We start from the raw sequence: 24,379 nt of genomic DNA on the forward strand, positions 1-24,379 counted from the left end.
CCGATGGAACTCCGTTGATTTGAATATGCGCTTTCTTGCGACGGCGGGGCATGAATGTCAACGCAACACTAATCGATTACATTTTCACGACAACGAGGGGAATCAATCCTGCAACCGCAGGCCTTGCGCCTTGCAGGCAAGCTCGCCCCGTGCGATCACGGAAAGGACACGGGCGCACAATCGGCGAAAGCATGCAGGACCATTCCCCCTTCGAGATCATCGACGGCGACCTCACCCTCGGGCTCGTCATCCTGGCGGACCACGCCACCAATCTCCTCCCCGAACGCTACGGCCGCCTCGGCCTGCCGGAAAGCGCCTTCGGGCGCCACATCGCCTACGATATCGGCGTCGAGGGCGTGGTGCGCGGCCTCAATGCCCGGCTGAACGCGCCGGTGGTCATGAGCCGCTTTTCCCGCCTCCTGATCGACCCCAACCGCGGCGAGGACGACCCGACGCTCGTCATGCGCATTTCCGACGGCGCGATCGTTCCAGGCAATCATCCGATCACGCCCGAAGAATGGCAATACCGGCTCGATACCTTCCATCGTCCCTATCACGATGCCGTGTCCGCGACGATCGGTGCGGTCGCCGCGAAGACCGGTAAGGCGCCGCTCGTCCTCTCCATGCATTCCTTCACGCCGGCCTGGAAGGGCGTGCCGCGCCCCTGGCATGTGACGGTGCTGTGGGACAGCGATCCCCGCGCCGTCCGCCCGCTGCTCGCCGAACTGGAAGCGCCCGGCGACGTCGTGGTCGGCGACAACGAGCCCTATGACGGGGCGCTGCGCGGCGACACCATGTTCCGCCATTGCATGAAGCCCGGCATTGCCCATGCGCTCATCGAGATCCGCCAGGACGAGATCGGCGACGAAGCCGGCATCGCCCGCTGGGTCGACCGCCTCGCGCCGGTCTTCGCGCGGTTGAATGCGGACCCGGCCCTGCACACATACGAGATATTCCCCTCCCGCACCGGACCCTATTGAGACAGACGCGATGACCGAGCTTACCAAGGAACAGCAGACCGAATTCGAGGCCGCCGCCTTCCGCCGCCTCGTGCGGCACTTGCGCGAGCGCACGGACGTGCAGAACATCGACCTGATGAACCTTGCCGGCTTCTGCCGCAATTGCCTGTCCAACTGGTATCGCGAGGCGGCGAACGAGGCGGGCGTGCCACTCGACAAGGAAGCCTCGCGCGAAATCATCTACGGCATGCCCTATGAAGAGTGGCGCGCGCGGCACCAGCGCGAGGCGAGCGACGCGCAGAAGGCCGCCTTCGAGGTCAACCGCCCGAAGGAATGAACCTCACTCCCACGGGAAAATCCCGAAGCCGCGCATGATAGGCCTTGATCTTGCCGGAAGTTCGCGGCAAGTCACGGCACCTTTCGAATTTCTAGCCCATCCAAGGAGAAGAAGACCATGTCGGATGCCCACGGCGTCGCACGCGACCAGCTTCGCGCGTTCATCGAGCGGATCGAGCGTCTCGAGGAAGAAAAGAAAACCATCGCCGACGACATCAAGGACGTCTACGGCGAAGCCAAGGGAACCGGCTTCGACACCAAGATCCTGCGCAAGGTCATCCAGATCCGCAAGCAGGACAAGGACGAGCGCATGGAACAGGAAGCCATCCTCGACACCTACCTCCAGGCCCTCGGCATGATCGAGCTGCCGCCGGACGCCGAATAAGGGACTTTCCATACAAGGCGCCTGCACGCCTCCCCTCCTCCGTCATCCTCGGCCTTGAGCCGAGGATCCACCGGCGCGCCGAAGCATGGATGCTCGGGTCGAGCCCGAGCATGACGACGGAGAGGATGGAGAGAGAGGCGAAAATGCCGACAAACGAAAACCCGCCGGATCGCTCCGGCGGGTTTTTTGTCTGGAAAAAGCGGTGCGGCTCAGTTCTCGGCGCGCTCGAACTTACGCACTTCCATGAAGTTCACGGCGTTACCGCTGAAGCGGCCTGCGTCGATCGATTTCGTCTCGGGCTGGAAGCCGGCCATGTAGACCGTGGTGGGCGCGGCGCGCAGCGTGCGGCTGACGAAGCGCGGCGCCTTGACCGGCTTGGAGAGCGTCGCCATGCGGCCCTGGTCGAGCGCCCATTGCGAGAGGATTTTCTGCGTCAGCTTCGGCTCGGTGCGGATCGCGCCGCGGCTCGCCGCGTCGGCGTCCTTCTTCTTCGGGCGGCTGCCCTTGGCCGGCACCTCTTCCGCCGTCTTCGCCGAGAAGGCGTCCGTACCGCCGAGCGAGCGGGTGGCGCCGCCCTCCGGATCGAGCGCGGCCATCTCGACCGGCACGCCTTCGTCGAGGTCCCTTGCCGGGTCGGCGAGCGCGGCAAGACCGGAACGGTCGGCGGATGCAGGCAGGGCCACGTCGGCCTCCGCCGCGGCCATCAGCGCCGTGCTCGAACCGCCAAGCTCGACCTGCGGACGCAGGCCCGGAACCGGAACGACGCCCAGCACCTCGCCGTCTTCCTCGACGGCGGCGGCAGCCATCACCGTCGGCTGGGCATCGCCCGCCTCGGTGCGCGCGCCCAGCATGACCGGCAGCGGGATCTTGTAGGCGGAAAGGTCCGCGAATTCAGGCTTGTCCTCGCCAGTCGTCGCCGCTTCCAGCGCCGCGGCCGCGCCGCTCGTCGCCGGGGCGACAAGCGCGAGCTCGGTCGTTTCCTCGGCCGCCTTGAAGGCGGGACGGCTGCCGGGCACGGGCGCGGTGAAGGCAAGCTCCGTCTCGGTTTCGGCGGCCGCGACGGGTGTGGTGTCCTGCGCCGCCTTCGCCTTGCCGCCGCCCGCGTCGAAATCGTCGGCGATGGCGACGTTGCTGGCGATCATTTCGGGCTCTTCATCCTCGTCGCCGCCTCCGCCGAAGAGGCTGGCAAGGAAGCCCTTGCTGCGCTTGGATGCGGACGGGTTCGATCCGCCGCCGGCGACCTGGATGGCATCCGCGCCGACGCGGCGCTTGTAGTCGGCGACGGCCTGCTGGTAGCCCGGCAGCGGCTTGCCGTCGGTCGGGACATGCATGGTCTTGCCATCCGGGAAGAGACTGACGAGCTCCTGCCGGCTCATGCGCGGCCAGGCGCGCACGCTGCCGACGTCGAGATGGACGAAGGGCGAGCCGGAGGTCGGGTAGAAGCCGACGCCGCCCACCTGGAATTTCATGGCGGTGGCGCGCAGCGTCGCCAGCTTCACGCCCGGAATGAAGAAGTCCATCGCCTTGCCGAGCATGTGCTGGCTCTTCTTGGCGACGCCCTTTGTGCGCGAGCGCAGCATGGAGTTCGTGGCCGGCGAGCGATAGGCGGAAACGACGTTGATGTAACCCGTCGCGCCGACCTTCTGGTAGACTTCCCAGACGAGGTCGAAGAGGCGCGGGTCCATCTTCGTCGGCTCGTTGCGGCGCCAGTCGCGCAGGAACTGGTTGAGCTGCTTGAGGCCGCGCGGATCGTAGCGGCCGTTGCGCTTGAAGGTGATCTCGGCCTTTTCGCGCGTATGGAGGAAATAGAGCTTGAGCGTGCGGTTGCCGCTCTCGGCCTGGACGGTGGCGGGAATGGTTGCCGGCAGGATGAGGGCAGCAGAGAGCACAGCCGTGGTGAGGACCTTGGGCAGCTTGTGCAACACTGTCTTGCAGAGGCTGCCCAGGGAGGCTCCCGGGCGCTTCATCGATGCGAACAAATTTGCCAACTCTTTCCCCGTCCGGAGGACAACGAACGTCCGTTGTCCCAGATGACTGCCAATTGCGGTGAGAGCATGGCAAATCCGCCACACTTCCCGCCGCGAGCCCCTTATAGTGAACAATCCACTAACAGGGAATAAACGGCAATCGAGAAATCCCGGAAGACCGGGATTTACGGGGGTTTTACGCAGCTTCCTTCAAAGGATCGTCCGGATCGATGCCGTAATCCTTCAGTTTGCGGTAGAGCGTCGAGCGGCCGATGCCCAGCTTGCGGGCCACCTGGCTCATCTGGCCGTGGTAGAATTTCAGCGCGAAGCGGATCAGTTCCTCCTCGACATCGGCGAGCTTGCGCACATGGCCGCCCTTGTCGACGCTGGAAATGGCGTTCTCCGGCCCGTGTGCTGCGTCGGCCGATTCGCTCGGCTTGAAATCGGGATAGACGCTCGGCAGGCGCGTCTCGGAGGCGGGCTCCGGGGTGTGCAGGCTGGCCGCTTCCCAGGTGACCGCGCCGTCCTCGGCAAGGCCGTAGCCCGGCACCTGCGCGGCGATCTGCGGGAAATCGGCCGCGCGCAACTCGTCTCCTTCCGCCAGCACCACGGCGCGGAAGATGGCGTTCTCGAGCTGGCGGATATTGCCCGGCCAGTCATAGGCCGTCAGCAGCGCCATCGCGCCGGCCGAGACGGCGAGCGGGCGGGCGAGCTTCTGCTCGCCGGCGAAACGCTGCACGAAGGCGCGCACGAGGACGGGGATGTCCTCCTTACGCTTGCGCAGCGCCGGGATGGTGATCGGGAAGACGTTGAGGCGGTAGTAGAGGTCCTCGCGGAAACGGCCCTCGCGCACCTCGTTGATGAGGTCGCGGTTGGTCGCCGAGATGAGGCGGACATTGACCTTCTGGGGAAAACGCGCACCGATCGTCTCGATCTCGCCCTGCTGCACGGCGCGCAGGAGCTTCACCTGCACCTCGAGCGGCAGGTCGCCGATCTCGTCGAGGAACAGCGTGCCGCCGTCGGCCTCCATGAACTTGCCCGTATGGCGCTCGCTCGCCCCGGTGAAGGCGCCCTTCTCGTGGCCGAAGAGGATGCTTTCCACGAGATTGTGCGGGATCGCCCCGCAATTGACGGTCACGAAAGGCTTGCCGGCCCGCTCGCTTCCTGCCTGGATGGCGCGGGCGACCATTTCCTTGCCGACGCCGGATTCGCCCTCCAGCACGACGGGGATGTTCGACTGGGCGGCACGGCGGCCGAGCTCGATGACGCGCAGCATTTCCGGGCTCGCCGAAACGATGTCGTCGAAATGCACGGTCTCGGACCTGTTGCGGCGGCCGGTGCGGCTGCGGCCCTCCCGCTGGTCCATCTTCAGCGCGTTGCCGACCGCGACGTTCAGCCGTTCGGGCGAGACGGGCTTGACCACGAAATCGAAAGCGCCGGCGCGCATGGCCGAGACCACCGTCTCGATGCCGCCCTGCCCCGTCTGCACGATGACGGGAATGGTGTTCTCGCGCTCGGCGAGCGCTTCCAGGAAGGCCGAGCCGTTCATCTCCGGCATCATCAGGTCCAGCAGGATCACGTTGATGAGGCCTCCCTTGCGATCGAGCAGGTCGAGGCCCGCACGGCCGTTTTCCGCCATGTGGGCGACATGGCCGGAGCGCTCGATCATGTTCTTGAGAAGCCTGCGCTGGACAGGATCGTCGTCGATGACAAGAATATGGGCCGTCACTGGAACCTCCTTGCCTGAAGGCGCGCGTCATGCACGCCCAAGGGAACTGGACACTGGCGGACCATGGCAGAAAGGGTTGAACATGCCGTTTTGAGAAAGGCTTGCATTTTAACGTTTGTTGACGCCACCCCGCAAATAATGAATGATGATCCAATACACACAGCAACAAGGGGAATGAGGAGCCAAAAAAAATGAACGAGAGCATGTATTCCTTGGTCGATCTTGATGAAATCTCCATGTATGTCGCGCTGAAACAGAACTGGGACAACACAACAAGAATCCGTATCCTTGAAGAATATAAAGACTTTCTTCGTGCCTCGTGCGATTCCGCAACTCGACCGACTTTGGCGGTCGATATGCTGTGGCATGAACACATTCTCAATACTAGGTCGTATGAAGACTACTGCCTCCGCCATTTTGGCTCGATCATTCATCATGTACCGTGCATCGATGATGCATACCGGGAGCGGCTGTCCGGGATAATTGGCCGAAAATTGGTATCGATCGACGACGGCGATCCACAGATCGATGCACGAGCGAACTGCTCGGGAGGCGCGCCGCCGATCAGCGCACCGGAGATCCGAATGGTTTTCGCCAATTGCGGTTCAGGCAATCCGCCCCAGCAGGATCCCGTCCTCGTCGCCGCCGGCAACTGCACCTCACCGTCACCGCTCCCGACACCGCCGCAATAAACAGGCAGTTCTCTGACATGAACGACAGCCCTCCGAGAGATACGTGACGACTGACTACGCCACACTCAAAGGCGACTGCATAATATCGGGCGCCGTCGAATTTTCCGGTGCGCCGCCACGCGGCGCGCGAAAGCCTGTCGGCGCCCAGGATATTGTCAAAATCGTTCACGAGGTGATCAGGGATCCGCTCGTGGCCCCCGCGGGGCTTCATTTCTGCGGATACGAGATAATCGGAATATTGAATATCGGAAATCTAGCATTGAACTTTCCGATATATTTCGAGCATTGCACGATGACGGATTTCCTAGAGTTTTCCGGCATAAAGTGCAGTGCCCTGGGCTTTCAGGGATGTATTCTGCGCAAGGGAATAGATCTACGAAACGCGCGGGTCCATGGCTATGTTCTGATGAACAATAATTTCACCTGCCATGGTCCGCTGCTCATGCGCGACGCCAAGATCGAGGGATCGCTGGAGTTTCAAACAGCGTCTTTCCTATATTCCGACAGTCTGGGCGGACACAAATCCAAGGACGCGGATGGCGAATGCTGCAGCCTCAGCAGGGTATCGTGCGACTCCTTCTACTGGATGGATTTGGCGCAGAAGCCAAAGGGGAAAGTCAATTTGCGCGATATGACCACTAGGTCATTCCGCCATAAAATCACATCGGACAGGGCGCTCGACGACTGGCCGGACAAGGGAAAACTGATCCTTGACGGCTTTAACTATCAGCGGTTCGACGAATGCTCTCCGCAACAAGCGCTGAAATGGCTGAACCTCCAGGATCGCCAGGATAGGGTAACGATCAATTCACTATCCAATCTCGCAAAAGCATATACCAACGAGCATCAGAAGCAGAGCGCTCAGATTATCCTTTCGCAACTGAAGAGAGCAGAAATACAGCGCATTCAGAATCCATTCCTGCGTTGGATAAATTTTGTAATATTCTGGTTTATCGGCTTTGGCGCCCAACTGCAAAAGCCATTGGCTATATTCGTGATTCTTGTGCTGATGCATTTTTCGGCAACACTCGTCCTGCGCGACAGGAATATGACCCAGCCGAACATCAACGATATTTTGACAGAAGATTGTTTGCGTGGCCCCTCGGAAATATGCAAGCCGGCCAATATCAAGAACTGGAAAAGCGGCGGAAAGCACTCCAACGAGGATATTTATCTGCCAAAGGGCTATCCGGATTTCAACGCGGCTCTGTTTACGACGGAATCCGTGTTCCCCTTTTTCGACTTTCATCAAAGGAAATACTGGGAGTTTTCGAACCCGCTGATAAATTTTTTGATGACTGTAATATCTACTTTTTCCCTCTTCATAAGTGGCGTATTCGTCGGCGGGATAACGGGTATTCTCACGGTGAGAGCGGAGTAGTTTTTGTTCATAACCCCCGGCGGCAACAGTTAGGTGCGCGAACGCTTTGTGCTCCTCAGGGACGACCGCGAGGACCGGACGGTGGTTTTCGCCGATCCGGTCGCGGTCGTCACCGTGCGCGAGCGCGCCGGCTTCGAGCCGGCCTTCGCGGCCCTGCAGGCGGCGCATGAAAAGGGCCACTGGATCGCCGGCTTCATGAGCTACGAGGCCGGCCATCTCTTCGAGAAGAAGCTGGCGCCGCTCGCGGAGGAGAACCGCCCGACCCCGCTGATGAGCTTCGGCATCTTCGAGAAGCCGGCGGAAAATCATCCGCTGGCAAGGCCGCGTCAGCGCGTCGAGAACGAACCCTTCCTCAGCGAGCCGAAGGCGCACTGGGATTTCGACACCTACCGCAGCCGCTTCGAGCGTCTGCACCGGCATCTGCGGCAGGGCGACTGCTACCAGGCGAACCTCACCATGCCGATCCGCGCCCGCTGGACCGGCGATCCGCTCGCCGCCTTCTGGTCGCTGATCGAGCGCCAGCCGGTTCGCTACGGCGCCTTCGTCTCGCTCGACGGGCCGCTTCTCCTCTCCCGCTCGCCGGAACTCTTCTTCGACGTCGACAGGGACGGCTGGATCGAGACGCATCCGATGAAGGGCACCGCGGCACGGGGAAAAAATGCGGCGGAGGACGCGGAAATCGTCGCCGCGATGCAGGCGGACGTGAAGACGCAGGCGGAAAACCGCATGATCGTCGACCTCCTGCGCAACGACATCTCCCGCATCACCGAGGTCGGCACGCTTCATGTGCCGAAACTCTTCGCCGTCGAGACCTATCCGACCGTGCACCAGATGGTGAGCCATGTGCGGGCGAAACTCCTGCCCGGCCTCGCGATCCGCGACATCTTCGCCGCGCTCTTCCCCTGCGGCTCGATCACCGGCGCGCCGAAGATGCGCGCCATGGAGATCCTGCACGACCTGGAGGACGGCCCGCGCGACGCCTATTGCGGCGCCATCGGCGTCGTCGCCCCGGACGGCACCATGCGCTTCAACGTCGCCATCCGCACCGTCTCGCTCTTCGACGACGGCAACGCCGTCTTCAACGTCGGCGGCGGCATCGTCTTCGATTCCACCGCCGAGGCCGAATACGAGGAATGCCTGCTGAAGGCGCGCTTTGCCGTGGGGGACCAATGGATTTCTCGCTGATCGAGACATTGCGCTGGGAACCGGAGGGCGGCTTCGTGCGGCTGGAGCGGCATCTTGCGCGGCTGGCGCGCTCGGCCGCAGCGCTGGGGTTGTTGGGGGCGGAGAAAGCGGAAAGCGCATTCTATGCGGCTCTACCCCCCTCTGCCCTGCCGGGCATCTCCCCCACAGGGGGGGAGATTGGCAGGAGGCAAGGTCATCTCTCAACCGCGGCCACTGAAATGGGCAAGGCGTCCCCCCACCCAATCTCCCCCCCTGTGGGGGAGATGCCCGGCAGGGCAGAGGGGGGTCCGCCACAACCCGGCCCTCTCCGCATCCGCCTCGAACTCTTCCCCGATGGCCGCATCGAGGTGCAGACCGCACCCTTCACGCCCCTTGCCGAAAATACGGTCTGGCGCCTCCGGATCGCGACCACCCGCCTCTCCTCCACCGATCCGCTGCTGCGCCACAAGACCTCCCGCCGCACCCTCTACGCCGCCGCGCGCGCCGAGTTTCCCGCAGCGGAGGCCGATGAGGTGCTGCTTCTCAACGAGCGCGGCGAGGTTTGCGAAGGCACCATCACCTCGCTCTTCCTCGATGACGGCTCCGGCATCCTCAAGACGCCGCCGCTCGCCTCGGGCCTTCTGGCCGGCGTGCTGCGGGAAGAGCTGCTGGAAACCGGCCGGGCCGTCGAAGCGAGGCTGCTGCCGGAAGACCTTAAGAGCGGCACGATCTTTGCCGGCAATTCGCTGCGCGGACTGATCCGCTGCGTTCTCACGTAAGGCATCGAGGCCGGATTAAACATAATCCCCGGCCGCTCTTTATTGTGACAGAAATCTGTGCTCTAGCGCTGCCATACTATGCTAAGGGGCTCGGAAGGCCCTGATTTTCAGCGCAAAGCGGCCGTCCGCAGGAGAACCAAATGGCAGACAGCACCTATCCGGTATATGGCGAAATCACCGGCCCGATCGTGATGATCGGCTTCGGCTCCATCGGGCGCGGCACGCTGCCGCTGATCGAGCGTCATTTCAAGTACGACCGGAACCGGCTGATCGTCATCGAGCCGCGCGAGGATGCCGCCGACGCGGAGATCTACGCCCGCCACGGCGTGCGCCACGTCAAGGCCCATGTCACCAAGGACAACTACAAGGACCTCCTGAAGCCCCTTCTCAAGGAAGGCGAAGGACAGGCGTTCTGCGTCAACCTTTCCGTCGACACCGGCTCGCTCGACCTCATCAAGTTCTGCCGCAAGCTGGACGTGCTCTATATCGACACCGTCGTCGAGCCCTGGCTCGGCTTTTATTTCGACAAGAACATGAAGAACGCCGACCGCACGAACTATGCGCTGCGCGAGACCGTGCGCCGCGAGAAGGAGAAGAACCCGGGCGGCACGACGGCCGTTTCCACCTGCGGCGCAAACCCCGGCATGGTCTCCTGGTTCGTCAAGCAGGCGCTGGTCAACCTTGCGAAGGACCTCGAGATCAAGTTCGAGGAACCCGATCAGCACGACCGCGAAGGCTGGGCGAAGCTGATGAAGAAGGTCGGCGTCAAGGGCGTGCACATCGCCGAGCGCGACACCCAGCGCACCAAGAACCCCAAGCCCTTCAACACCTTCTGGAACACCTGGTCCGTCGAAGGCTTCATCTCGGAAGGCCTGCAGCCGGCCGAGCTCGGCTGGGGCACCCATGAGAAGTGGATGCCGAAGAACGCCAGGAAGCAGAAGAAGGGTTGCAAGGCCGCCATCTACCTGGAGCAGCCCGGCGCCAACACGCGCGTCCGCTCCTGGTGCCCGACGCCCGGCCCGCAATACGGCTTCCTCGTCACCCACAACGAGTCCATCTCGATCGCCGACTATTTCACGGTGCGCGACAAGCACGGCGACGTCGACTACCGCCCGACCTGCCACTATGCCTACCACCCCTGCAACGACGCCGTGCTGTCGCTGCACGAGATGTTCGGCAACGGCGGCAACCAGCAGCCGGTGCTGCACGTCCTCGACGAGAACGAGCTGGTGGACGGCGTCGACGAACTGGGCGTGCTGCTCTACGGCCACGACAAGAACGCCTACTGGTACGGCTCGCGCCTGTCGCTGGAGGAAACCCGCCGCATCGCTCCCTACCAGAACGCGACCGGCCTGCAGGTGACCTCGGCCGTGCTCGCCGGCATGGTCTGGGCGCTGGAGAACCCGAAGGCCGGCATCGTGGAAGCCGACGAGGTCGACTACAAGCGCTGCCTGGAAGTGCAGACACCCTATCTCGGCCCGGTCGAAGGCCACTATACCGACTGGACCCCGCTCGAAGGCCGCCCGGGCCTCTTCCCGGAAGACCTCGACACGAAGGACCCGTGGCAGTTCAGGAACGTCCTCGTCCGCTGAGCGGACACCGCAGACGCAAAACGAAACGCCCGCGCGAAAGCCGCGGGCGTCTTCGCTTTCAATGGGATAATGCCCGCCGCGTCTTGCTTTCGACGATTCTTCACGGCATGTTCGCCGGACCTGCCGGGCGGTTCGCGCCGCCATGACCCTGGGAGACTTGAGATGAAGCCGATTGCAATCGTGAGCCTGCTCACCGCCGCCGTAGCGCTCTCCGCCTGCATGTCGGACCGTTCGCCGCGCGGCCTGCCGGTGGCCCAGGCGCCCGTGCCGCAGGGCGTGGAAGGCTCGTGGGTCGATCCGAACGGCATCGTCTCCAGCTTCACCGCCGGCACGTTCACGACGCGCACGACCGACACGAACCAGCTCCTGGCATCGGGCACCTACATCAACACCTCGCCGACGCTGGTGGAGATCAACATGACCTCGCTGGTGCGCAACACCCAGTCCAAGGTCAATTGCGCGCTGGTCAGCCAGAGCCAGCTCAACTGCACCACGGCCGAGGGCGCGCAGTTCTCCCTCACCCGGCGCCTGTGAGCGCCGCCGATACCGGAACGAAGGGTCGCAAGGCCCTTTTTTCGTTTCGGAAGGCCGCCGTCTTTTCGCTTGAAGTTGCCCTGAAGCGGTGAAAACATCGCGCAGCCCCTCCCGCGCATCGCCGCGGGCAAACGAGGAGACGAGAACCATGACGTTTTTCCGATCCGGCCTCCTGGCCGCTTCCATCATCGTGCTCTCCAGCGGTTCGGCCTTCGCGGATTACGAGCTGAACATCCTGCACATCAACGACCTGCATTCGCGCATCGAATCGATCAACAAGTTCGATTCGACCTGCTCGGCCGAGGAGGAGAGCAAGAACGAGTGCTTCGGCGGCGTCGCGCGGCTGAAGACCGCCATCGACGCCGAGCGCCAGAAGCTTGCCGGCAAGAACGTGCTGCTGCTCAATGCGGGCGACAATTTCCAGGGCTCGCTCTTCTACACGACCTACAAGGGCGCGGCGGAGGCCGAGTTCCTCAACCTCATGAAGTTCGACGCCATGACCGTCGGCAACCATGAATTCGACGTCAGCGAGGACGGGCTCGCCACCTTCCTCGACAAGGTCCAGTTCCCGGTCGTCACCGCGAATGTCGCCGCCAGCGCAAGCTCGAAGATCGGCGACCGCATCAAGCCCTATATCGTCCTCGACAAGGGCGGCCAGAAGATCGGCATCGTCGGGGCCGTCGCCAACGACACGCCGGAGCTTTCCTCGCCCGGCCCGAACGTGCTGATCGGCAACGACGTCGCCGACATCACCGCCGCCGTCGCCGAATTGAAGAAACAGGGCGTCGACAAGATCATCGCCCTCACCCATGTCGGCTATCCGCGCGACCTTGCGGCCATCGCCAAGATCCCCGACGTCGACGTCGTGGTCGGCGGCCACAGCCACTCGTTCCTCTCCAGCACGGACCCCAAGGCGGAAGGCCCCTATCCGACGATGGTGGACAATCCCGGCGGCTACAAGGTGCCCGTCGTGCAGGCCGGCTCCTATTCGAAATATCTCGGCGACCTGAAGGTCGTCTTCGATGATGCGGGTATCGTCAAGGAAGCCTCCGGTGCGCCCATCGCCATCGATTCAACGATCAAGCCGGACGAGGCGGTGCTTGCCCGCATCAAGGAACTCGCCGCCCCCATCGAGGAACTGAAGAGCAAGATCGTCGCCGAAAGCGCCGGCCCCATCGACGGCTCGCGCGAGACCTGCCGCTCGGCCGAATGCGAGATGGGCGACCTCGTCGCCGACGCGCTGCTCGACCGCACGAAGAGCCAGGGCATGACCATCGCCATCACCAATGGCGGGGGCCTGCGCTCCTCCATCGACGCCGGCCCGGTCTCGATGGGCGAGGTGCTGTCGGTCCTGCCCTTCCAGAACACGGTCGCCACCTTCCAGCTCAAGGGCTCCGACCTTCTCGCCGCGCTGGAAAACGGCCTCAGCCAGATCGAGGAAGGCGCCGGCCGCTTCCCGCAGGTCTCCGGCATGAAATATTCCTTCGACCGCTCGAAGCCGGCCGGCAGCCGCATCGTCTCGGTCGAGGTGAAGGAGGGCGACGCCTTCGTGCCGCTCGATCCGGAGAAGACCTACGGCATCGTCTCCAACAACTACATGCGCGCGGGCGGCGACGGCTATGCCGTCTTCGCGAAATCCGCCGTGAACCCCTACGACTTCGGCCCGAACCTCGAACTGGTTGTCGCCGACTACCTCGCCGCCCACCGGCCCTACAAGCCGGCGACGGACGGCCGCATCACCGAAGTTAAGGCCGCCGCCCCGGCAACGGCGGAAACCGCGACCGATACGAATGAAACGGCCGCGAAATCGACCGCGGGCGCCGCAACGACGGGCGAAGCCGCATCCGGCACGGCGGAAACCACCCCGGCAGCCGGTTCGGAAACGGCGACCGCCGCATCCGGATCCGCCGCGTCCGCCGGCGGCAAGCATGTGATCGCCCGCGGCGACACGCTCTGGGACATCGCCAAGGCCGCCTATGGCGACGGCACGCTGTGGCGCAGGATCGCCGAAGCCAACGGCAATCCGCGCCCGCGCGCGCTGCATATCGGCACGGAGCTCTCGATCCCCGCGAAATAAGACAATTTGTCTCCGCTATTTCCGCCGGTCCGGGCTTTTCCGGGCCGGCATTTCTTTTTAGAACGATTCTGACGGCCGGCCTCCGCCGCGCAACAAGAAGAACCCGGGCACGACAGCCCGCCCGTTGAGGACCGTACCATGCAGGACATCGCCGAAAGACCCGCCGCCCATCCGCCCGCCAAGCACGGCAAGGTCGGCGTCCTGCTTGTCAATCTCGGCACGCCGGACGGCACGGACTATGCCTCCATGCGCCGCTACCTCAAGGAATTCCTGACCGACAAGCGCGTCATCGAGTGGCCGAAGATCGCCTGGTATCCGATCCTCTTCGGCATCGTGCTCAACACGCGCCCCGGCAAGGTCGGCAAGGCCTACGAGACGATCTGGAACAGGGAGCGCAACGAGAGCTTCCTGCGCACCTATACGCGCAGCCAGGCCGAGCTGATGGGCAAGGCCCTTGCCGACCACCCTGACGTCATCGTCGACTGGGCCATGCGCTACGGCCAGCCCTCCATCGCCTCGCGCATGGAATACCTCCAGAAAGAGGGCTGCGAGCGCATCCTCGTCTTCCCGCTCTATCCGCAATATGCGGCGGCGACGACCGCGACGGTCAACGACAAGGCCTTCGAGACGCTGTTGAAGATGCGCTGGCAGCCGGCGCTGCGCACCGTGCCGCCTTATCACGACGACCCGACCTATATCGACGCGCTCGCCGTCTCCATCGAAAAGCACCTCGCCACGCTCGACTGGGAGCCGGAACGGGTGCTCGCCTCCTTCCACGGCATTCCGAAGAGCTATTTCGAGAAGGGCGACCCCTATTATTGCCAGTGCCAGAAGACGGCACGCCTTCTGCGCGACCGGCTCGGCTGGGCGGACGGCAAGCTGATGGTCACCTTCCAGTCCCGCTTCGGGCCGGAGGAATGGCTGCAGCCCTATACGGACAAGACCGTGGAGAAGCTGGCGCAGGAGGGCGTGAAGCGCATCGCCGTCCTCAATCCCGGCTTCGTCTCCGACTGCCTTGAGACGCTGGAGGAGATCGCCGAGCAGGCGGCCGAGAGCTTCGTGCACAATGGCGGCGAGAAGTTCGCGCACATTCCCTGTCTCAACGACACGCCCGAGGGCATGGCGGTCCTCGAAAAGGTCGTGCGCCGCGAGCTTTCCGGCTGGGTCTGAGCCCCACGATAAATCGCGCGCCGGCCAAATAGACTGGCCTTGCGGCCCGTATTGCTTACAGTGGCGCCGCGCCGCAACGTCTGACGGAGAGAAGCATCATGGATTTGGCCGGACTGGATATCGTCGTCATCGCCCTCGTGGTCCTCGTCATCCTGATCCTCTTCGCCGGGATCAAGACCATTCCGCAGGGCTACCAGTACACGGTGGAGCGCTTCGGCCGCTATACGCGCACGCTGGAGCCCGGCCTCAACCTCATCATTCCCTTCATCGACCGCATCGGCTCGAAGATGAACGTGATGGAGCAGGTGCTGGACATCCCGACGCAGGAGGTCATCACCCGCGACAATGCCAGCGTGTCGGCCGACGCCGTCGCCTTCTACCAGGTGCTGAACACCGCGCAGGCCGCCTACCAGGTCGCCCATCTCGAACACGCCATCATCAACCTCACCATGACCAATATCCGCTCGGTCATGGGCTCGATGGACCTCGACGAACTGCTCTCCAACCGCGACAAGATCAACGACCAGCTCCTGCGCGTCGTCGACGAGGCGGCCAATCCCTGGGGCCTGAAGATCACGCGCATCGAGATCAAGGACATCGCGCCGCCGAAGGACCTCGTCGACGCCATGGCGCGGCAGATGAAGGCCGAGCGCGAGAAGCGCGCGCAGGTGCTGGAGGCCGAGGGCTCGCGCAATGCGCAGATCCTGCGCGCCGAGGGCGCCAAGCAATCCGCCATCCTGGAGGCCGAGGGCCAGCGGGAAGCCGCCTTCCGTGACGCCGAGGCCCGCGAACGCCTCGCCGAGGCCGAGGCCAAGGCGACGAAGATGGTCTCCGAGGCCATCGCCGCCGGCAATGTGCAGGCGATCAACTACTTCGTCGCGCAGAGATATACGGAAGCCATGGCCGCGATCGGCAAGGCGCCGAACGCCAAGATCGTGCTGATGCCGATGGAAGCCTCCTCGCTCATCGGCTCGCTCGGCGGCATCGGCGCCATCGCAAAAGAGGTCTTCGGCGACGGCTCGACGCCCGCCGGCACCCCGCAGCGCACGCGCCAGTCGACGCCGTCGACCGCCTCGCGCAACCCCTTCGACACGCCGCCGCAGGGAACGGGCGCATGATCCAGCGCATCGTCACCGAGCTCGGCCCCTGGGCCTGGTGGGTCCTCGGCATCGTGCTCCTGATCCTCGAAGTGCTGCTGCCGGGCGTCTTCCTCGTCTGGATCGGCATCGCCGCCATCGTCACGGGCGTGCTGTCCCTTCTCCTGTGGCAGGAGGCCTACTGGGTCTGGCAGGCGCAATGGGTGGTCTTCGCCATGCTGTCGCTCGCCTCCGCCCTCATCGGCCGGCGCCTTGTCTACAGCCACGGCCGCGGCAGCGACCAGCCGCATCTCAACCAGCGCGGCCAGAGCCTCATCGGCCGCACCGCCGTGCTGGAGCAGCCGATCGCCGAAGGGCGCGGCCGCATCCGCCTCGACGATACGATGTGGAGCGTGCAGGGGCCGGACCTTCCGGTCGGCGCGCGCGTGCGCGTGACCTCCAGCAACGGCCGGGACCTTACGGTCGAGGAGGCGTAAACCCTCAGGCGACGCCGATCCGCAGGAGATCGTGGAAATGCACGATGCCGACGGGCCGGAAGGTCTCGTCGGTGACGATCAGCGCGGTGATGTTGTGCTGGTTGAGGAGGCCGAGCGCGGCGGTCGCCAGCGTCGTCGGCCGCACCGTCTTGGGCGTGCGCGTCATCACGTCGTCGACCGTCAGTTCGGCAAGGTTGCGCGAAAGGTTGCGCGCGATGTCGCCGTCCGTGACGATGCCGACCAGAATACCCTCGCCGTTGACGACGCCCACGCAGCCGTAGCGCTTCTGCGCCAGCATGTGTACGGCCTCCGGCATCGACGTGCCGAGCCCGACGAGCGGCATGTTCTCGCCGCTGTGCATGATGTCGCCGATATGCGAGAGGCTCGCGCCGAGCTTGCCGCCCGGATGGAAGGTCTTGAAATCCGTCGCCGTGAAACCGCGCGCTTCCAGCAGCGCAACGGCGATCGCATCGCCGAGCGCAAGCTGCATCAGCGTCGAGGTGGTGGGCGCGAGCCCATGCGGGCAGGCTTCCTGAGCCTTCGGCAGCAGCAGCACGGCATCGGCCGCGCGCGCCAGGGCCGAGCGCTCGCCCGAGGTCATGGCGATGAGCGGAATGGAAAACCGGCGGGAATAGGAGACGATCCCCTGAAGCTCGGCCGTCTCGCCGCTCCAGGAAAGCGCGAGGATGACGTCGTCGCGGCCGATCATGCCGAGGTCGCCGTGGGTCGCCTCCACGGGATGGACGAAGAAGGAGGGCGTGCCGGTCGAGGCGAGCGTCGCGGCGATCTTCACGCCGATATGGCCCGACTTGCCGATGCCCGTCACGATGACGCGGCCGGCGCTGCCGCCCATGAGCTGCACGGCCTGGCAGAAGGCATCGTTGAGGTCGCCGGCAAGCGCCGCCGAGAGCGCAAGAAGCCCGGCCTTTTCCGTCTCGACGGTGCGGATTGCAGACGCAACGGCGTCGGCGCCGTCAACTTTGGCCTGTCGTGTGATCATGCGCCTCGTTACCGCTTTTGCCGGAACCTGTCCACGGGGAACCGCGCCCGCCCCTCTGCAACCAAGCGTTAACCATGGCGGTTTACGTTCGCTTAGGAAATTCGCGAATCGCAGGCCGGAAGCATGGGCAAGGCAAAGGAAACGGACCGCAGGGCGCTTTCGCCTTGCCTCACACGGCGTCTGGCCGGGCTTCTGCTCGCCGGCACGGTCCTTGCCGCCCCGGTTGCCATGGCCCAGGAGAAAGCCTCCGTCACCCCCACCTTCCAGAATCCGCTGGCCGCCACCGGCACGGCGGCGACGAACGGCGCCGCCGATACGGCGGCGAGCGGCACGAAAGCCCTGCCGGACCCGACGACGACGGCCTCGACGCCGGGCGACCCCGCCATCGCGGCGGAAGACGAGACGGTGCCCGCCGAGATCGGCGAGGACGGCGCGTATCTGAGCACCAGCCGGCGCACCGAGCGGCTGAACCCGCGCGAAACCAACCTCGACCATGTGAGCAGCAAGTTCGGCGATCCCTACGAGCCGACCGGCATCCGCCTCGGCACCTTCGTGCTCAAGCCCTCGATCTCGCAGGGCATCGGCTACGAGAAGACGAAGTCGGGGGATACCTCCTCCAGCCGCACCTTCTCCCAGACGGGGCTGAAGGGCACGCTCACCTCCGACTGGTCGCGCCATCAGCTTACCGTCGAAGGCGAGGGCACCTACCAGCGCAACATCAGCGGCACCGGCGAGACGGAACCCAAGGTCGACATCAACGCCGACCTCAGGCTCGACCTCAGCGACGACACGATCGCCGACATCACCGGCGGCTACAATTTCGAGCGCGAGAGCTCCAGCGATCCCAATGCCGTCAACGGCGCGTCGGTGCAGTCGGGCGTGCACACCTTCAGCGCGGGTGCGAAGGTCAAGCGCGACTTCGGCCTGATCCGCGGCACCCTCGGCGCCGCACTGGAGCGCGAGGTCTACGGCGCGGCGGAACTCGGCAACGGCGCCGAACTCGACCTTTCGGACCGCAACAACACGGAAGGCACCCTGACGGGCCGCGTCGGCTTCGAGCTTTCGCCGGCCCTCATCCCCTATCTCGAAGCCTCCGTCGGGCGGTCCTACTACGACAACAAGCAGGATTCGCTCGGCTACGAGCGCTCCGCCTCAACGCTCGGCGGACGGGCGGGCGTGGAAGTCGACCTCGGCGAGAAGCTGCGCGGCGACCTCGGCCTCGGCTACAAGCGGGCGACCTTCGACGACAGCCGCCTTGCCGCGCTGGAGGGCATCACCGTCGACGGCGCGGTCTTCTGGTCGCCGCAGCGCGGCACCGACCTCCGGCTCGGCCTCGTCACGAACCTCCAGCCCTCCACCGCGGCCGGCCAGAGCGGCTATCTCGAATATATCGCGACGGCGGACCTCACGCACGAGCTGCGCGACAATCTCGTCGCCCGGTTGAGCGGCGCCTATACCTGGCGCGACTTCTCCGCCTCCGCCGGCCTGCCCGACCAGGACGTCTACCTCGCCGGGGCCGGGCTGACGTGGAACATCACCCGCTGGCTGGCGATGACCGGCGACGTTTCCTACGAGCTGACGCGCCAGGCGGGCGCGTCCGATACCGGCGTCACGCGCGCCGGCATCGGTCTCGTCCTGCGCCGATGAGCCTTATTTCAGGCCGGCGACCAGCTCCCTGAGCGGCCCCTCGACCGAGGGCCGGATATCGCCGCGGGCAAGGGCGAAGGCGATGTTGGCGAGGATGAAGCCGTCTTTCGCGCCGCAGTCGTAGGTCTCGCCCTTGAAGTGGTAGGCGGCGAATTTCTGGCTGTCGGCGAGCTTCACCATGGCGTCCGTCAACTGGATCTCGTTGCCGGCGCCGCGCTCCTGCGTGGAGAGGATCGGGAAGATTTCCGGCTGGAGGATGTAGCGGCCGTTGATGAAGAAGTTGGAGGGCGCGGTGCCCGGCGCTGGCTTCTCGACCATCTTGGTGATGGCGAAGCCCTCGCCGATCGCCTCGCCGACGCCGACGATGCCGTATTTGTGCGCCTGGTCGGGCGCGCATTCCTCGACGGCGACGACATTGGCGCCGCTCTGCTCGAAGAGCTCCACCATGCCCTTCATGCAGCCCTTCTCGGCCTTCATGATCATGTCGGGCAGGAGCAGCGCGAAGGGCTCGGGGCCCACCAGCTCACGGGCGCACCAGACGGCATGGCCAAGGCCGAGCGGCTCCTGCTGTCGGGTGAAGCTCGTCGAGCCGGCGACCGGCAGGATGCTGTCGAGCAGCGTGAGTTCCGCCGTCTTGTTGCGCTGGCGCAGCGTCTGCTCCAGCTCGACCTGGATGTCGAAATAGTCCTCGATGACCGCCTTGGAGCGGCCGGTGACGAAGATCAGGTGCTCGATGCCGGCATCCAGCGCTTCATCCACCACATACTGGATGACCGGCTTGTCCACGACGGTCAGCATTTCCTTCGGAACGGCCTTCGTGGCCGGAAGGAAGCGGGTGCCGAGACCGGCCACCGGGAAAACTGCTTTGCGAACCTTGCGTGTCTGCGACATTATTCACCTCGTTGCGCCCGCGCCTCATGGCGGACATAGGACTGCTCGAATAGATTCCAATTCCTATCTTTTTGCAAAGGAAGACGGGGCAAAAGTTTGATGGTAAAGAATTTGTTGACTTCGTTTTTATAAGTTTTGCGTTCAGCCGGTGGTTTGGCGCCATCGTACCGAAATTTTGGAAACGGACACGACAGCCGATGACACAGAATCTGAAAACCGTTCTGCGCCGATCTGCGCTCACCCTCTTCCTGTCGGCAGGCCTTCTCGCGCAGGCCTCCGCCGCCCGCGCGGATACGCGCTTCCAGAAATGGATCGCCGATTTCTACCAGACGGCGGCCGAGGCCGGCATCAGCAAGGCGACCTATCGAGCGGCGTTTTCCGGCGTCAAGACACCCGATCCGGAGGTCCTGGACAAGGCCGCCTACCAGCCGGAATTCACCCACAAGATCTGGGACTACCTCGATTCGCGCGTGAACCCCTACACGGTGCGCATCGGCCGCGAGATGGCCGCCAAGCACGCCCGCACGCTTACCGCGCTGGAGCGCCATTTCGGCGTCGACCGCAACGTGCTTCTCGCCATCTGGTCGATGGAATCCAACTACGGCGCCGTCCTGAAGAAGGACGAGCGGCTGCATTACGTGCCGCGCGCGCTCGCGACGCTCGCCTATGCCGACAAGAAGCGTGCGAAATATGCCCGCACGCAGCTCATCGCCGCCCTCAAGATCATCCAGCGCGGCGATATCGACGCCGGGGACATGACGGGCTCCTGGGCCGGTGCGATGGGCCATACCCAGTTCATTCCCTCCAGCTACCTCCTCTATGCGGTCGATGCGGACGGCAACGGCCACCGCGACATCTGGAACTCCGTGCCGGACGCACTGGCGACGGCCGCCAACCTGCTCGCCAAGAACGGCTGGCAGGCGGGCAAGACCTGGGGCTACGAGATCGTCGTGCCGCGCGGCGGCGAGAAATATTCCGGCCAGACGAAGACGCTTGCCCAATGGGCCAAGCTCGGCTTCACGCGTCCGAGCGGCAACGGCTTCAAGAACGGCTCCGACCGCGCCGAACTAAAGCTGCCGGCCAACGGCGGCCCCGGCTTCCTGATGACGAAGAACTTCTTCGTCATCAAGCGCTACAACGCCTCCGATTCCTATGCGATGGGCGTCGGCATGCTGGCGGACCAGATCGCCGGCTACGGCGGCGTCAAGCAGCGCTGGCCGCGGCCCGACGGCGCGCTCGACATCACGGAGAAGTTCGAGCTGCAGACGCGCCTCAAGGAGCTCGGCTACTACGACGGCGAGGTCGACGGCAATTTCGGCTCCGGCTCCAAGGCCGCCATCCAGGCCTTCCAGAGCCGCATGGGCCTTTCGGCCGACGGCGAGCCGAGCCAGACGCTCCTCAAGGCGCTGCGCCGCTGACCGCGGCCGGGCGCGCATGACAGGGGCGCTCCGGCGCCCCTTTTTGCTGGCCGGCGCTTTCGCTTGCCGCCCGCATTTGCCATCATGCCGCCACCGAACGCCTGCAGGATGACGGGAAAGGCGGGGAGCCATCGCATGAGCATGAGTATCCGGACCTTCTGCCTGGGGCTTGCCCTTGCCGTCGCGGCAAGCCTTGCCGCCGCGCCGGCCGGCGCGCAGGAGCGCGTCCAGCGCAAGTCGATCCTCGAACTCCTCTTCGGCTCTCCCAAGCGCAAGGTCGAGGAGCCCCAGCCGACGATCCGCAAGCCGAGCGCGACCGTGCGCAAGAAGAAGCCGGCAAGAACCGTCGTGGCCGCGCCGGAACCTGCCGCCGTCGAAAAGCTGCCCGATGCGAAAGTGGTGCTCGTCGTCGGCGACTTCATCGGCGGCAGCCTCGGCGACGGCCTCATCACCGCCTTCGAGGCGACGCCCGGCATCCGCGTCGAGCGCCGCACCAACGGCTCCTCCGGCATCGTGCGCGACGACTACTACGACTGGCCTGCCGCCCTGCCCGGCCTGATCGCCGAGACCAGGCCCACGCTCGTCGTCGTCAGCATGGGCGCCAACGACCGCCAGCAGATGACCGTTGCGGGCAACAGCGAGAAATTCCGCTCCGAGGCCTGGACGAAGGAATACGAGGCGCGCGTCGCCCGCATCGCCGCGCTCGCCCGCGAAGGCGGCCGGCCGCTCCTGTGGATGGGCATGCCGCCCTTCCAGTCCTCCGCGCTGACGGCGGACATGACGACGCTCAACACGCTCTACCGCGCCGGCGTCGAGAAGGCGGGCGGCGAATTCGTCGACATCTGGGACGGGTTCGTCGACGAGGACGGCAAGTTCGTGATCTCCGGCTCGGACATCAACGGCCAGCAGGTGCGCCTGCGCGGCTCGGACGGCATCAACTTCACCAAGGCCGGCAAGCGCAAGCTCGCCTTCTACGTGGAAAAGGAAATCCGCCGCCTGCTCGGCGACGCCGCCGTCGGCCCGGGCCTGCAGAGCGACCTCAAGGACCTCGTCGTCACGGCGCCCCCGGCGGAAGACGCCGAGATCACCAAGACGCAGCCCATCAGCCTCGCCGATCCCGCGCTCGACGGCGGCACCGCCCTCCTCGGCGGCTCGGCCCTCAAGGGCAACGGCAAGAGCCTGCGCGACAAGCTGGTGGAAAAAGGCGAGACCGCCAACGCCCCGCTGGGGCGGGTGGACGATTTCCGGCTGGAGAAGACGGCAACGCCGTAGGCGGGAGCACCCGATAGGCTTCGCTCCCCGCCCTCTCACCTCTCCGCCGTCATCCCCGGGCCTGATCCGAGGATCCATCGCCACATCCGCAAGCGCGGCATGGATGGTCGGGTCAAGCCCGACCATGACGATAGAGGCTTTGGTGAACATAGCGCGCCGCAACCCGCGCGCTATTCCATTTTATCGCGGCAGCGTGGTCGAGCCCATCAGCGCCTCGTCGATCGCGCGGGCGGCCTGGCGGCCTTCGCGGATCGCCCAGACGACGAGCGACTGGCCGCGGCGCACGTCCCCGGCCGTCCAGAGCTTGTCCACCGAGGTCCTGTAGTCGCGCTCGTTGGCGACGACGTTCGAGGAACCGCGCTTGTCGGTGTTGATCGTCAGGCGCTCGCCGAGGTCCTTCAGGACGCCGTCGGTGAAAGGACCGCGGAAGCCGATGGCGATGAAGGCGAGATCCGCCTTGATGATGAACTCCGTGCCGGGGATCGGCTTGCGGCGGTCGTCCACCTGGCAGCACTTCACGCCGGTCAGGACGCCGTCCTCGTCGCCGACGAATTCGAGCGTGCCGACCTGGAACTCGCGCACGGCGCCTTCGGCCTGCGAGGAGGAGGTGCGCATCTTCGTCGCCCAGAAGGGCCAGACGGCGAGCTTGTCTTCCTTTTCCGGCGGCTGCGGGCGGATGTCGAGCTGGGTGACCTTCACCGCGCCCTGGCGGAAGGCGGTGCCGACGCAGTCTGACGCCGTATCGCCGCCGCCGACGACGACGATGTGCTTGCCGCCGGCAAGGATCGGCTCGGACGGCCAGCCGACGCTGTCGATGTTCTCGCGCCCGACGCGGCGGTTCTGCTGCACGAGATAGGGCATGGCATCGTGCACGCCGATGAAATCGCCGCCGGGGATGCCGGCGTCGCGCGGGGTTTCCGAGCCGCCGCAGTAGAGCACGGCGTCATGCTCGGCGAGCATCTCGTCCATCGTCTTGTCGACGCCGACATTGACCCCGTAATGGAACGTCACGCCCTCGCCGCGCATCTGGTCGACGCGGCGGTCGATGAAGTTCTTCTCCAGCTTGAAGTCCGGGATGCCGTAGCGCAGGAGGCCGCCGGCCTTGGATTCGCGCTCGTAGACATGGACCTCGTGGCCGGCGCGGGCGAGCTGCTGGGCAGCCGCCATGCCGGCAGGGCCGGAACCGATGACGGCGACCTTCTTGCCCGTCTTCACCGTCGCCGGCTGCGGCACGATATAGCCCATCTCGTAGGCCTTGTCGGCAAGCGCCTGCTCGACGGTCTTGATGGCGACCGGCATGTCCTCGAGGTTCAGCGTGCAGGCCTCCTCGCAGGGCGCGGGGCAGATGCGGCCGGTGAATTCCGGGAAGTTGTTGGTCGAATGCAGGTTGCGGATCGCCTCTTCCCAGTTGCCGCTGTAGACGAGGTCGTTCCAGTCGGGAATCTGGTTGTGGACCGGACACCCGGTCGGCCCGTGGCAATAGGGAACGCCGCAATCCATGCAGCGCGCCGCCTGCTTCTGGACCTCCTGGTCCGACATCGGGATGGTGAATTCACGGAAATGGCGGATGCGGTCGGATGCCGGCTGATACTTCATGACCTGCCGGTCGATCTCCAGAAAACCTGTAACCTTGCCCATCGTATTGTCCTGAAACCTTAAGTGTTTTCAACGAGCGCCTTTCGGACGCAAAGGATAGCCCCTCATCCCGCTGCCGCGACCTTCTCCCCGCAAGCGGGGAGAAGGAAGATGCCGCACCGCCTTGCCTCTTGTCCCTTCTCCCCGTTTACGGGGAGAAGGTACCGGCAGGCGGATG

The 24,379-nt window shown here is 64.8% G+C and carries 21 protein-coding genes; 16 read left to right on the forward strand and 5 right to left on the reverse strand.

The annotated features are described in order from the left end of the window. Positions 1-191: 191 nt before the first annotated feature. From ACZ5TO_RS13175 to ACZ5TO_RS13185, 3 genes are all read left to right on the forward strand, one after another. Complete coding sequence (locus ACZ5TO_RS13175; protein ID WP_464798397.1) at positions 192-980, forward strand: N-formylglutamate amidohydrolase; 789 nt, start codon at positions 192-194, stop codon at positions 978-980. Positions 981-990: 10 nt separating this feature from the next. Continuing rightward, positions 991-1,296, forward strand: a complete 306-nt coding sequence (locus ACZ5TO_RS13180; protein ID WP_464798398.1) for a DUF1244 domain-containing protein — start codon at positions 991-993, stop codon at positions 1,294-1,296. Between the two features lie 117 nt (positions 1,297-1,413). Next, positions 1,414-1,680, forward strand: a complete 267-nt coding sequence (locus tag ACZ5TO_RS13185; protein ID WP_160785259.1) for a DUF2312 domain-containing protein — start codon at positions 1,414-1,416, stop codon at positions 1,678-1,680. Positions 1,681-1,889: 209 nt separating this feature from the next. Here ACZ5TO_RS13185 and ACZ5TO_RS13190 read toward each other — a convergent pair whose 3' ends face one another. Both ACZ5TO_RS13190 and ACZ5TO_RS13195 read right to left on the reverse strand, forming a co-directional pair. Beyond that, positions 1,890-3,668, reverse strand: coding sequence for a peptidoglycan L,D-endopeptidase MepK (locus ACZ5TO_RS13190; RefSeq protein WP_464798399.1), 1,779 nt, complete (start codon positions 3,666-3,668; stop codon positions 1,890-1,892). Between the two features lie 175 nt (positions 3,669-3,843). Next, positions 3,844-5,376 (reverse strand): sigma 54-interacting transcriptional regulator, encoded by a 1,533-nt coding sequence (locus ACZ5TO_RS13195; RefSeq protein WP_184144019.1) that lies wholly within the window; start codon positions 5,374-5,376, stop codon positions 3,844-3,846. Positions 5,377-5,567: 191 nt separating this feature from the next. On the opposite strand from ACZ5TO_RS13195, the gene ACZ5TO_RS13200 reads away from it, so the two are divergent. The 10 genes from ACZ5TO_RS13200 to ACZ5TO_RS13245 all read left to right on the forward strand — a co-directional run bounded on the left by ACZ5TO_RS13200 (position 5,568) and on the right by ACZ5TO_RS13245 (position 16,338). Next, positions 5,568-6,068 (forward strand): glycine-rich domain-containing protein, encoded by a 501-nt coding sequence (locus ACZ5TO_RS13200; protein ID WP_464798400.1) that lies wholly within the window; start codon positions 5,568-5,570, stop codon positions 6,066-6,068. A 43-nt stretch (positions 6,069-6,111) separates the two neighbouring features. Continuing rightward, positions 6,112-7,449, forward strand: coding sequence for a hypothetical protein (locus ACZ5TO_RS13205; RefSeq protein WP_464798401.1), 1,338 nt, complete (start codon positions 6,112-6,114; stop codon positions 7,447-7,449). 33 nt (positions 7,450-7,482) lie between these two features. Then, complete coding sequence (locus ACZ5TO_RS13210) at positions 7,483-8,634, forward strand: aminodeoxychorismate synthase component I (RefSeq protein WP_464798402.1); 1,152 nt, start codon at positions 7,483-7,485, stop codon at positions 8,632-8,634. Further along, positions 8,619-9,392, forward strand: coding sequence for an aminotransferase class IV family protein (locus ACZ5TO_RS13215; protein ID WP_464798403.1), 774 nt, complete (start codon positions 8,619-8,621; stop codon positions 9,390-9,392). Before ACZ5TO_RS13210 ends, ACZ5TO_RS13215 begins: the two co-directional genes overlap by 16 nt. A gap of 140 nt (positions 9,393-9,532) precedes the next feature. Beyond that, a complete protein-coding gene (locus ACZ5TO_RS13220) occupies positions 9,533-10,984 on the forward strand; it encodes a homospermidine synthase (RefSeq protein ID WP_184144013.1) in 1,452 nt (483 codons plus the stop codon). Between the two features lie 162 nt (positions 10,985-11,146). Continuing rightward, positions 11,147-11,518, forward strand: a complete 372-nt coding sequence (gene omp10, locus ACZ5TO_RS13225) for an outer membrane lipoprotein Omp10 (RefSeq protein ID WP_184144011.1) — start codon at positions 11,147-11,149, stop codon at positions 11,516-11,518. A 148-nt stretch (positions 11,519-11,666) separates the two neighbouring features. Next, a complete protein-coding gene (locus tag ACZ5TO_RS13230) occupies positions 11,667-13,595 on the forward strand; it encodes a 5'-nucleotidase C-terminal domain-containing protein (protein ID WP_464798404.1) in 1,929 nt (642 codons plus the stop codon). A 138-nt stretch (positions 13,596-13,733) separates the two neighbouring features. Next, positions 13,734-14,765, forward strand: a complete 1,032-nt coding sequence (hemH, locus tag ACZ5TO_RS13235) for a ferrochelatase (RefSeq protein ID WP_464798405.1) — start codon at positions 13,734-13,736, stop codon at positions 14,763-14,765. A 104-nt stretch (positions 14,766-14,869) separates the two neighbouring features. Next, entirely contained in the window at positions 14,870-15,883 is a 1,014-nt protein-coding gene (locus tag ACZ5TO_RS13240; RefSeq protein ID WP_464800391.1) for an SPFH domain-containing protein, read from the forward strand. Continuing rightward, a complete protein-coding gene (locus ACZ5TO_RS13245) occupies positions 15,880-16,338 on the forward strand; it encodes an NfeD family protein (protein ID WP_464798406.1) in 459 nt (152 codons plus the stop codon). The genes ACZ5TO_RS13240 and ACZ5TO_RS13245 overlap by 4 nt, the downstream gene beginning before the upstream one ends. 4 nt (positions 16,339-16,342) lie before the next feature. Here the strand turns inward: ACZ5TO_RS13245 and ACZ5TO_RS13250 are convergent, their stop codons facing one another. Beyond that, a complete protein-coding gene (locus ACZ5TO_RS13250) occupies positions 16,343-17,338 on the reverse strand; it encodes a KpsF/GutQ family sugar-phosphate isomerase (RefSeq protein WP_184144003.1) in 996 nt (331 codons plus the stop codon). A 123-nt stretch (positions 17,339-17,461) separates the two neighbouring features. On the opposite strand from ACZ5TO_RS13250, the gene ACZ5TO_RS13255 reads away from it, so the two are divergent. Beyond that, on the forward strand, positions 17,462-18,985 hold the full coding sequence (locus ACZ5TO_RS13255; RefSeq protein ID WP_464798407.1) for an outer membrane beta-barrel protein: 1,524 nt from the start codon (positions 17,462-17,464) through the stop codon (positions 18,983-18,985). Positions 18,986-18,988: 3 nt separating this feature from the next. On the opposite strand, the gene galU is transcribed toward ACZ5TO_RS13255, so the two are convergent. Further along, positions 18,989-19,876 carry a UTP--glucose-1-phosphate uridylyltransferase GalU gene (galU, locus tag ACZ5TO_RS13260; protein WP_464798408.1) on the reverse strand — a complete coding sequence of 296 codons (888 nt, stop codon included), beginning with the start codon at positions 19,874-19,876 and terminating at the stop codon, positions 18,989-18,991. Positions 19,877-20,073: 197 nt separating this feature from the next. Here galU and ACZ5TO_RS13265 point away from each other — a divergent pair, with 197 nt between their 5' ends. Both ACZ5TO_RS13265 and ACZ5TO_RS13270 read left to right on the forward strand, forming a co-directional pair. Then, on the forward strand, positions 20,074-21,294 hold the full coding sequence (locus ACZ5TO_RS13265; RefSeq protein ID WP_184143997.1) for a lytic murein transglycosylase: 1,221 nt from the start codon (positions 20,074-20,076) through the stop codon (positions 21,292-21,294). A 135-nt stretch (positions 21,295-21,429) separates the two neighbouring features. After that, positions 21,430-22,566: an SGNH/GDSL hydrolase family protein gene (locus tag ACZ5TO_RS13270; RefSeq protein WP_464798409.1), complete on the forward strand. Its 1,137-nt coding sequence runs from the start codon at positions 21,430-21,432 to the stop codon at positions 22,564-22,566. A gap of 180 nt (positions 22,567-22,746) precedes the next feature. On the opposite strand, the gene ACZ5TO_RS13275 is transcribed toward ACZ5TO_RS13270, so the two are convergent. Continuing rightward, positions 22,747-24,204: a glutamate synthase subunit beta gene (locus ACZ5TO_RS13275; protein ID WP_464798410.1), complete on the reverse strand. Its 1,458-nt coding sequence runs from the start codon at positions 24,202-24,204 to the stop codon at positions 22,747-22,749. Between the last annotated feature and the right edge of the window lie 175 nt (positions 24,205-24,379).

The organism is Shinella sp. Sh6, assembly GCF_055392685.1.

Bases quoted from the DNA above. Each gene is read 5' to 3' on its own strand.
- ACZ5TO_RS13265 (WP_184143997.1), top strand. From the start codon at position 20,074: ATGACACAGAATCTGAAAACCGTTCTGCGCCGATCTGCGCTCACCCTC.
- ACZ5TO_RS13270 (WP_464798409.1), top strand. From the start codon at position 21,430: ATGAGCATGAGTATCCGGACCTTCTGCCTGGGGCTTGCCCTTGCCGTC.
- ACZ5TO_RS13200 (WP_464798400.1), top strand. From the start codon at position 5,568: ATGAACGAGAGCATGTATTCCTTGGTCGATCTTGATGAAATCTCCATG.
- ACZ5TO_RS13250 (WP_184144003.1), bottom strand. From the start codon at position 17,338: ATGATCACACGACAGGCCAAAGTTGACGGCGCCGACGCCGTTGCGTCT.
- hemH (WP_464798405.1), top strand. From the start codon at position 13,734: ATGCAGGACATCGCCGAAAGACCCGCCGCCCATCCGCCCGCCAAGCAC.
- ACZ5TO_RS13230 (WP_464798404.1), top strand. From the start codon at position 11,667: ATGACGTTTTTCCGATCCGGCCTCCTGGCCGCTTCCATCATCGTGCTC.
- galU (WP_464798408.1), bottom strand. From the start codon at position 19,876: ATGTCGCAGACACGCAAGGTTCGCAAAGCAGTTTTCCCGGTGGCCGGT.
- ACZ5TO_RS13275 (WP_464798410.1), bottom strand. From the start codon at position 24,204: ATGGGCAAGGTTACAGGTTTTCTGGAGATCGACCGGCAGGTCATGAAG.
- ACZ5TO_RS13220 (WP_184144013.1), top strand. From the start codon at position 9,533: ATGGCAGACAGCACCTATCCGGTATATGGCGAAATCACCGGCCCGATC.
- ACZ5TO_RS13185 (WP_160785259.1), top strand. From the start codon at position 1,414: ATGTCGGATGCCCACGGCGTCGCACGCGACCAGCTTCGCGCGTTCATC.
- omp10 (WP_184144011.1), top strand. From the start codon at position 11,147: ATGAAGCCGATTGCAATCGTGAGCCTGCTCACCGCCGCCGTAGCGCTC.
- ACZ5TO_RS13215 (WP_464798403.1), top strand. From the start codon at position 8,619: ATGGATTTCTCGCTGATCGAGACATTGCGCTGGGAACCGGAGGGCGGC.
- ACZ5TO_RS13180 (WP_464798398.1), top strand. From the start codon at position 991: ATGACCGAGCTTACCAAGGAACAGCAGACCGAATTCGAGGCCGCCGCC.
- ACZ5TO_RS13245 (WP_464798406.1), top strand. From the start codon at position 15,880: ATGATCCAGCGCATCGTCACCGAGCTCGGCCCCTGGGCCTGGTGGGTC.
- ACZ5TO_RS13255 (WP_464798407.1), top strand. From the start codon at position 17,462: ATGGGCAAGGCAAAGGAAACGGACCGCAGGGCGCTTTCGCCTTGCCTC.
- ACZ5TO_RS13175 (WP_464798397.1), top strand. From the start codon at position 192: ATGCAGGACCATTCCCCCTTCGAGATCATCGACGGCGACCTCACCCTC.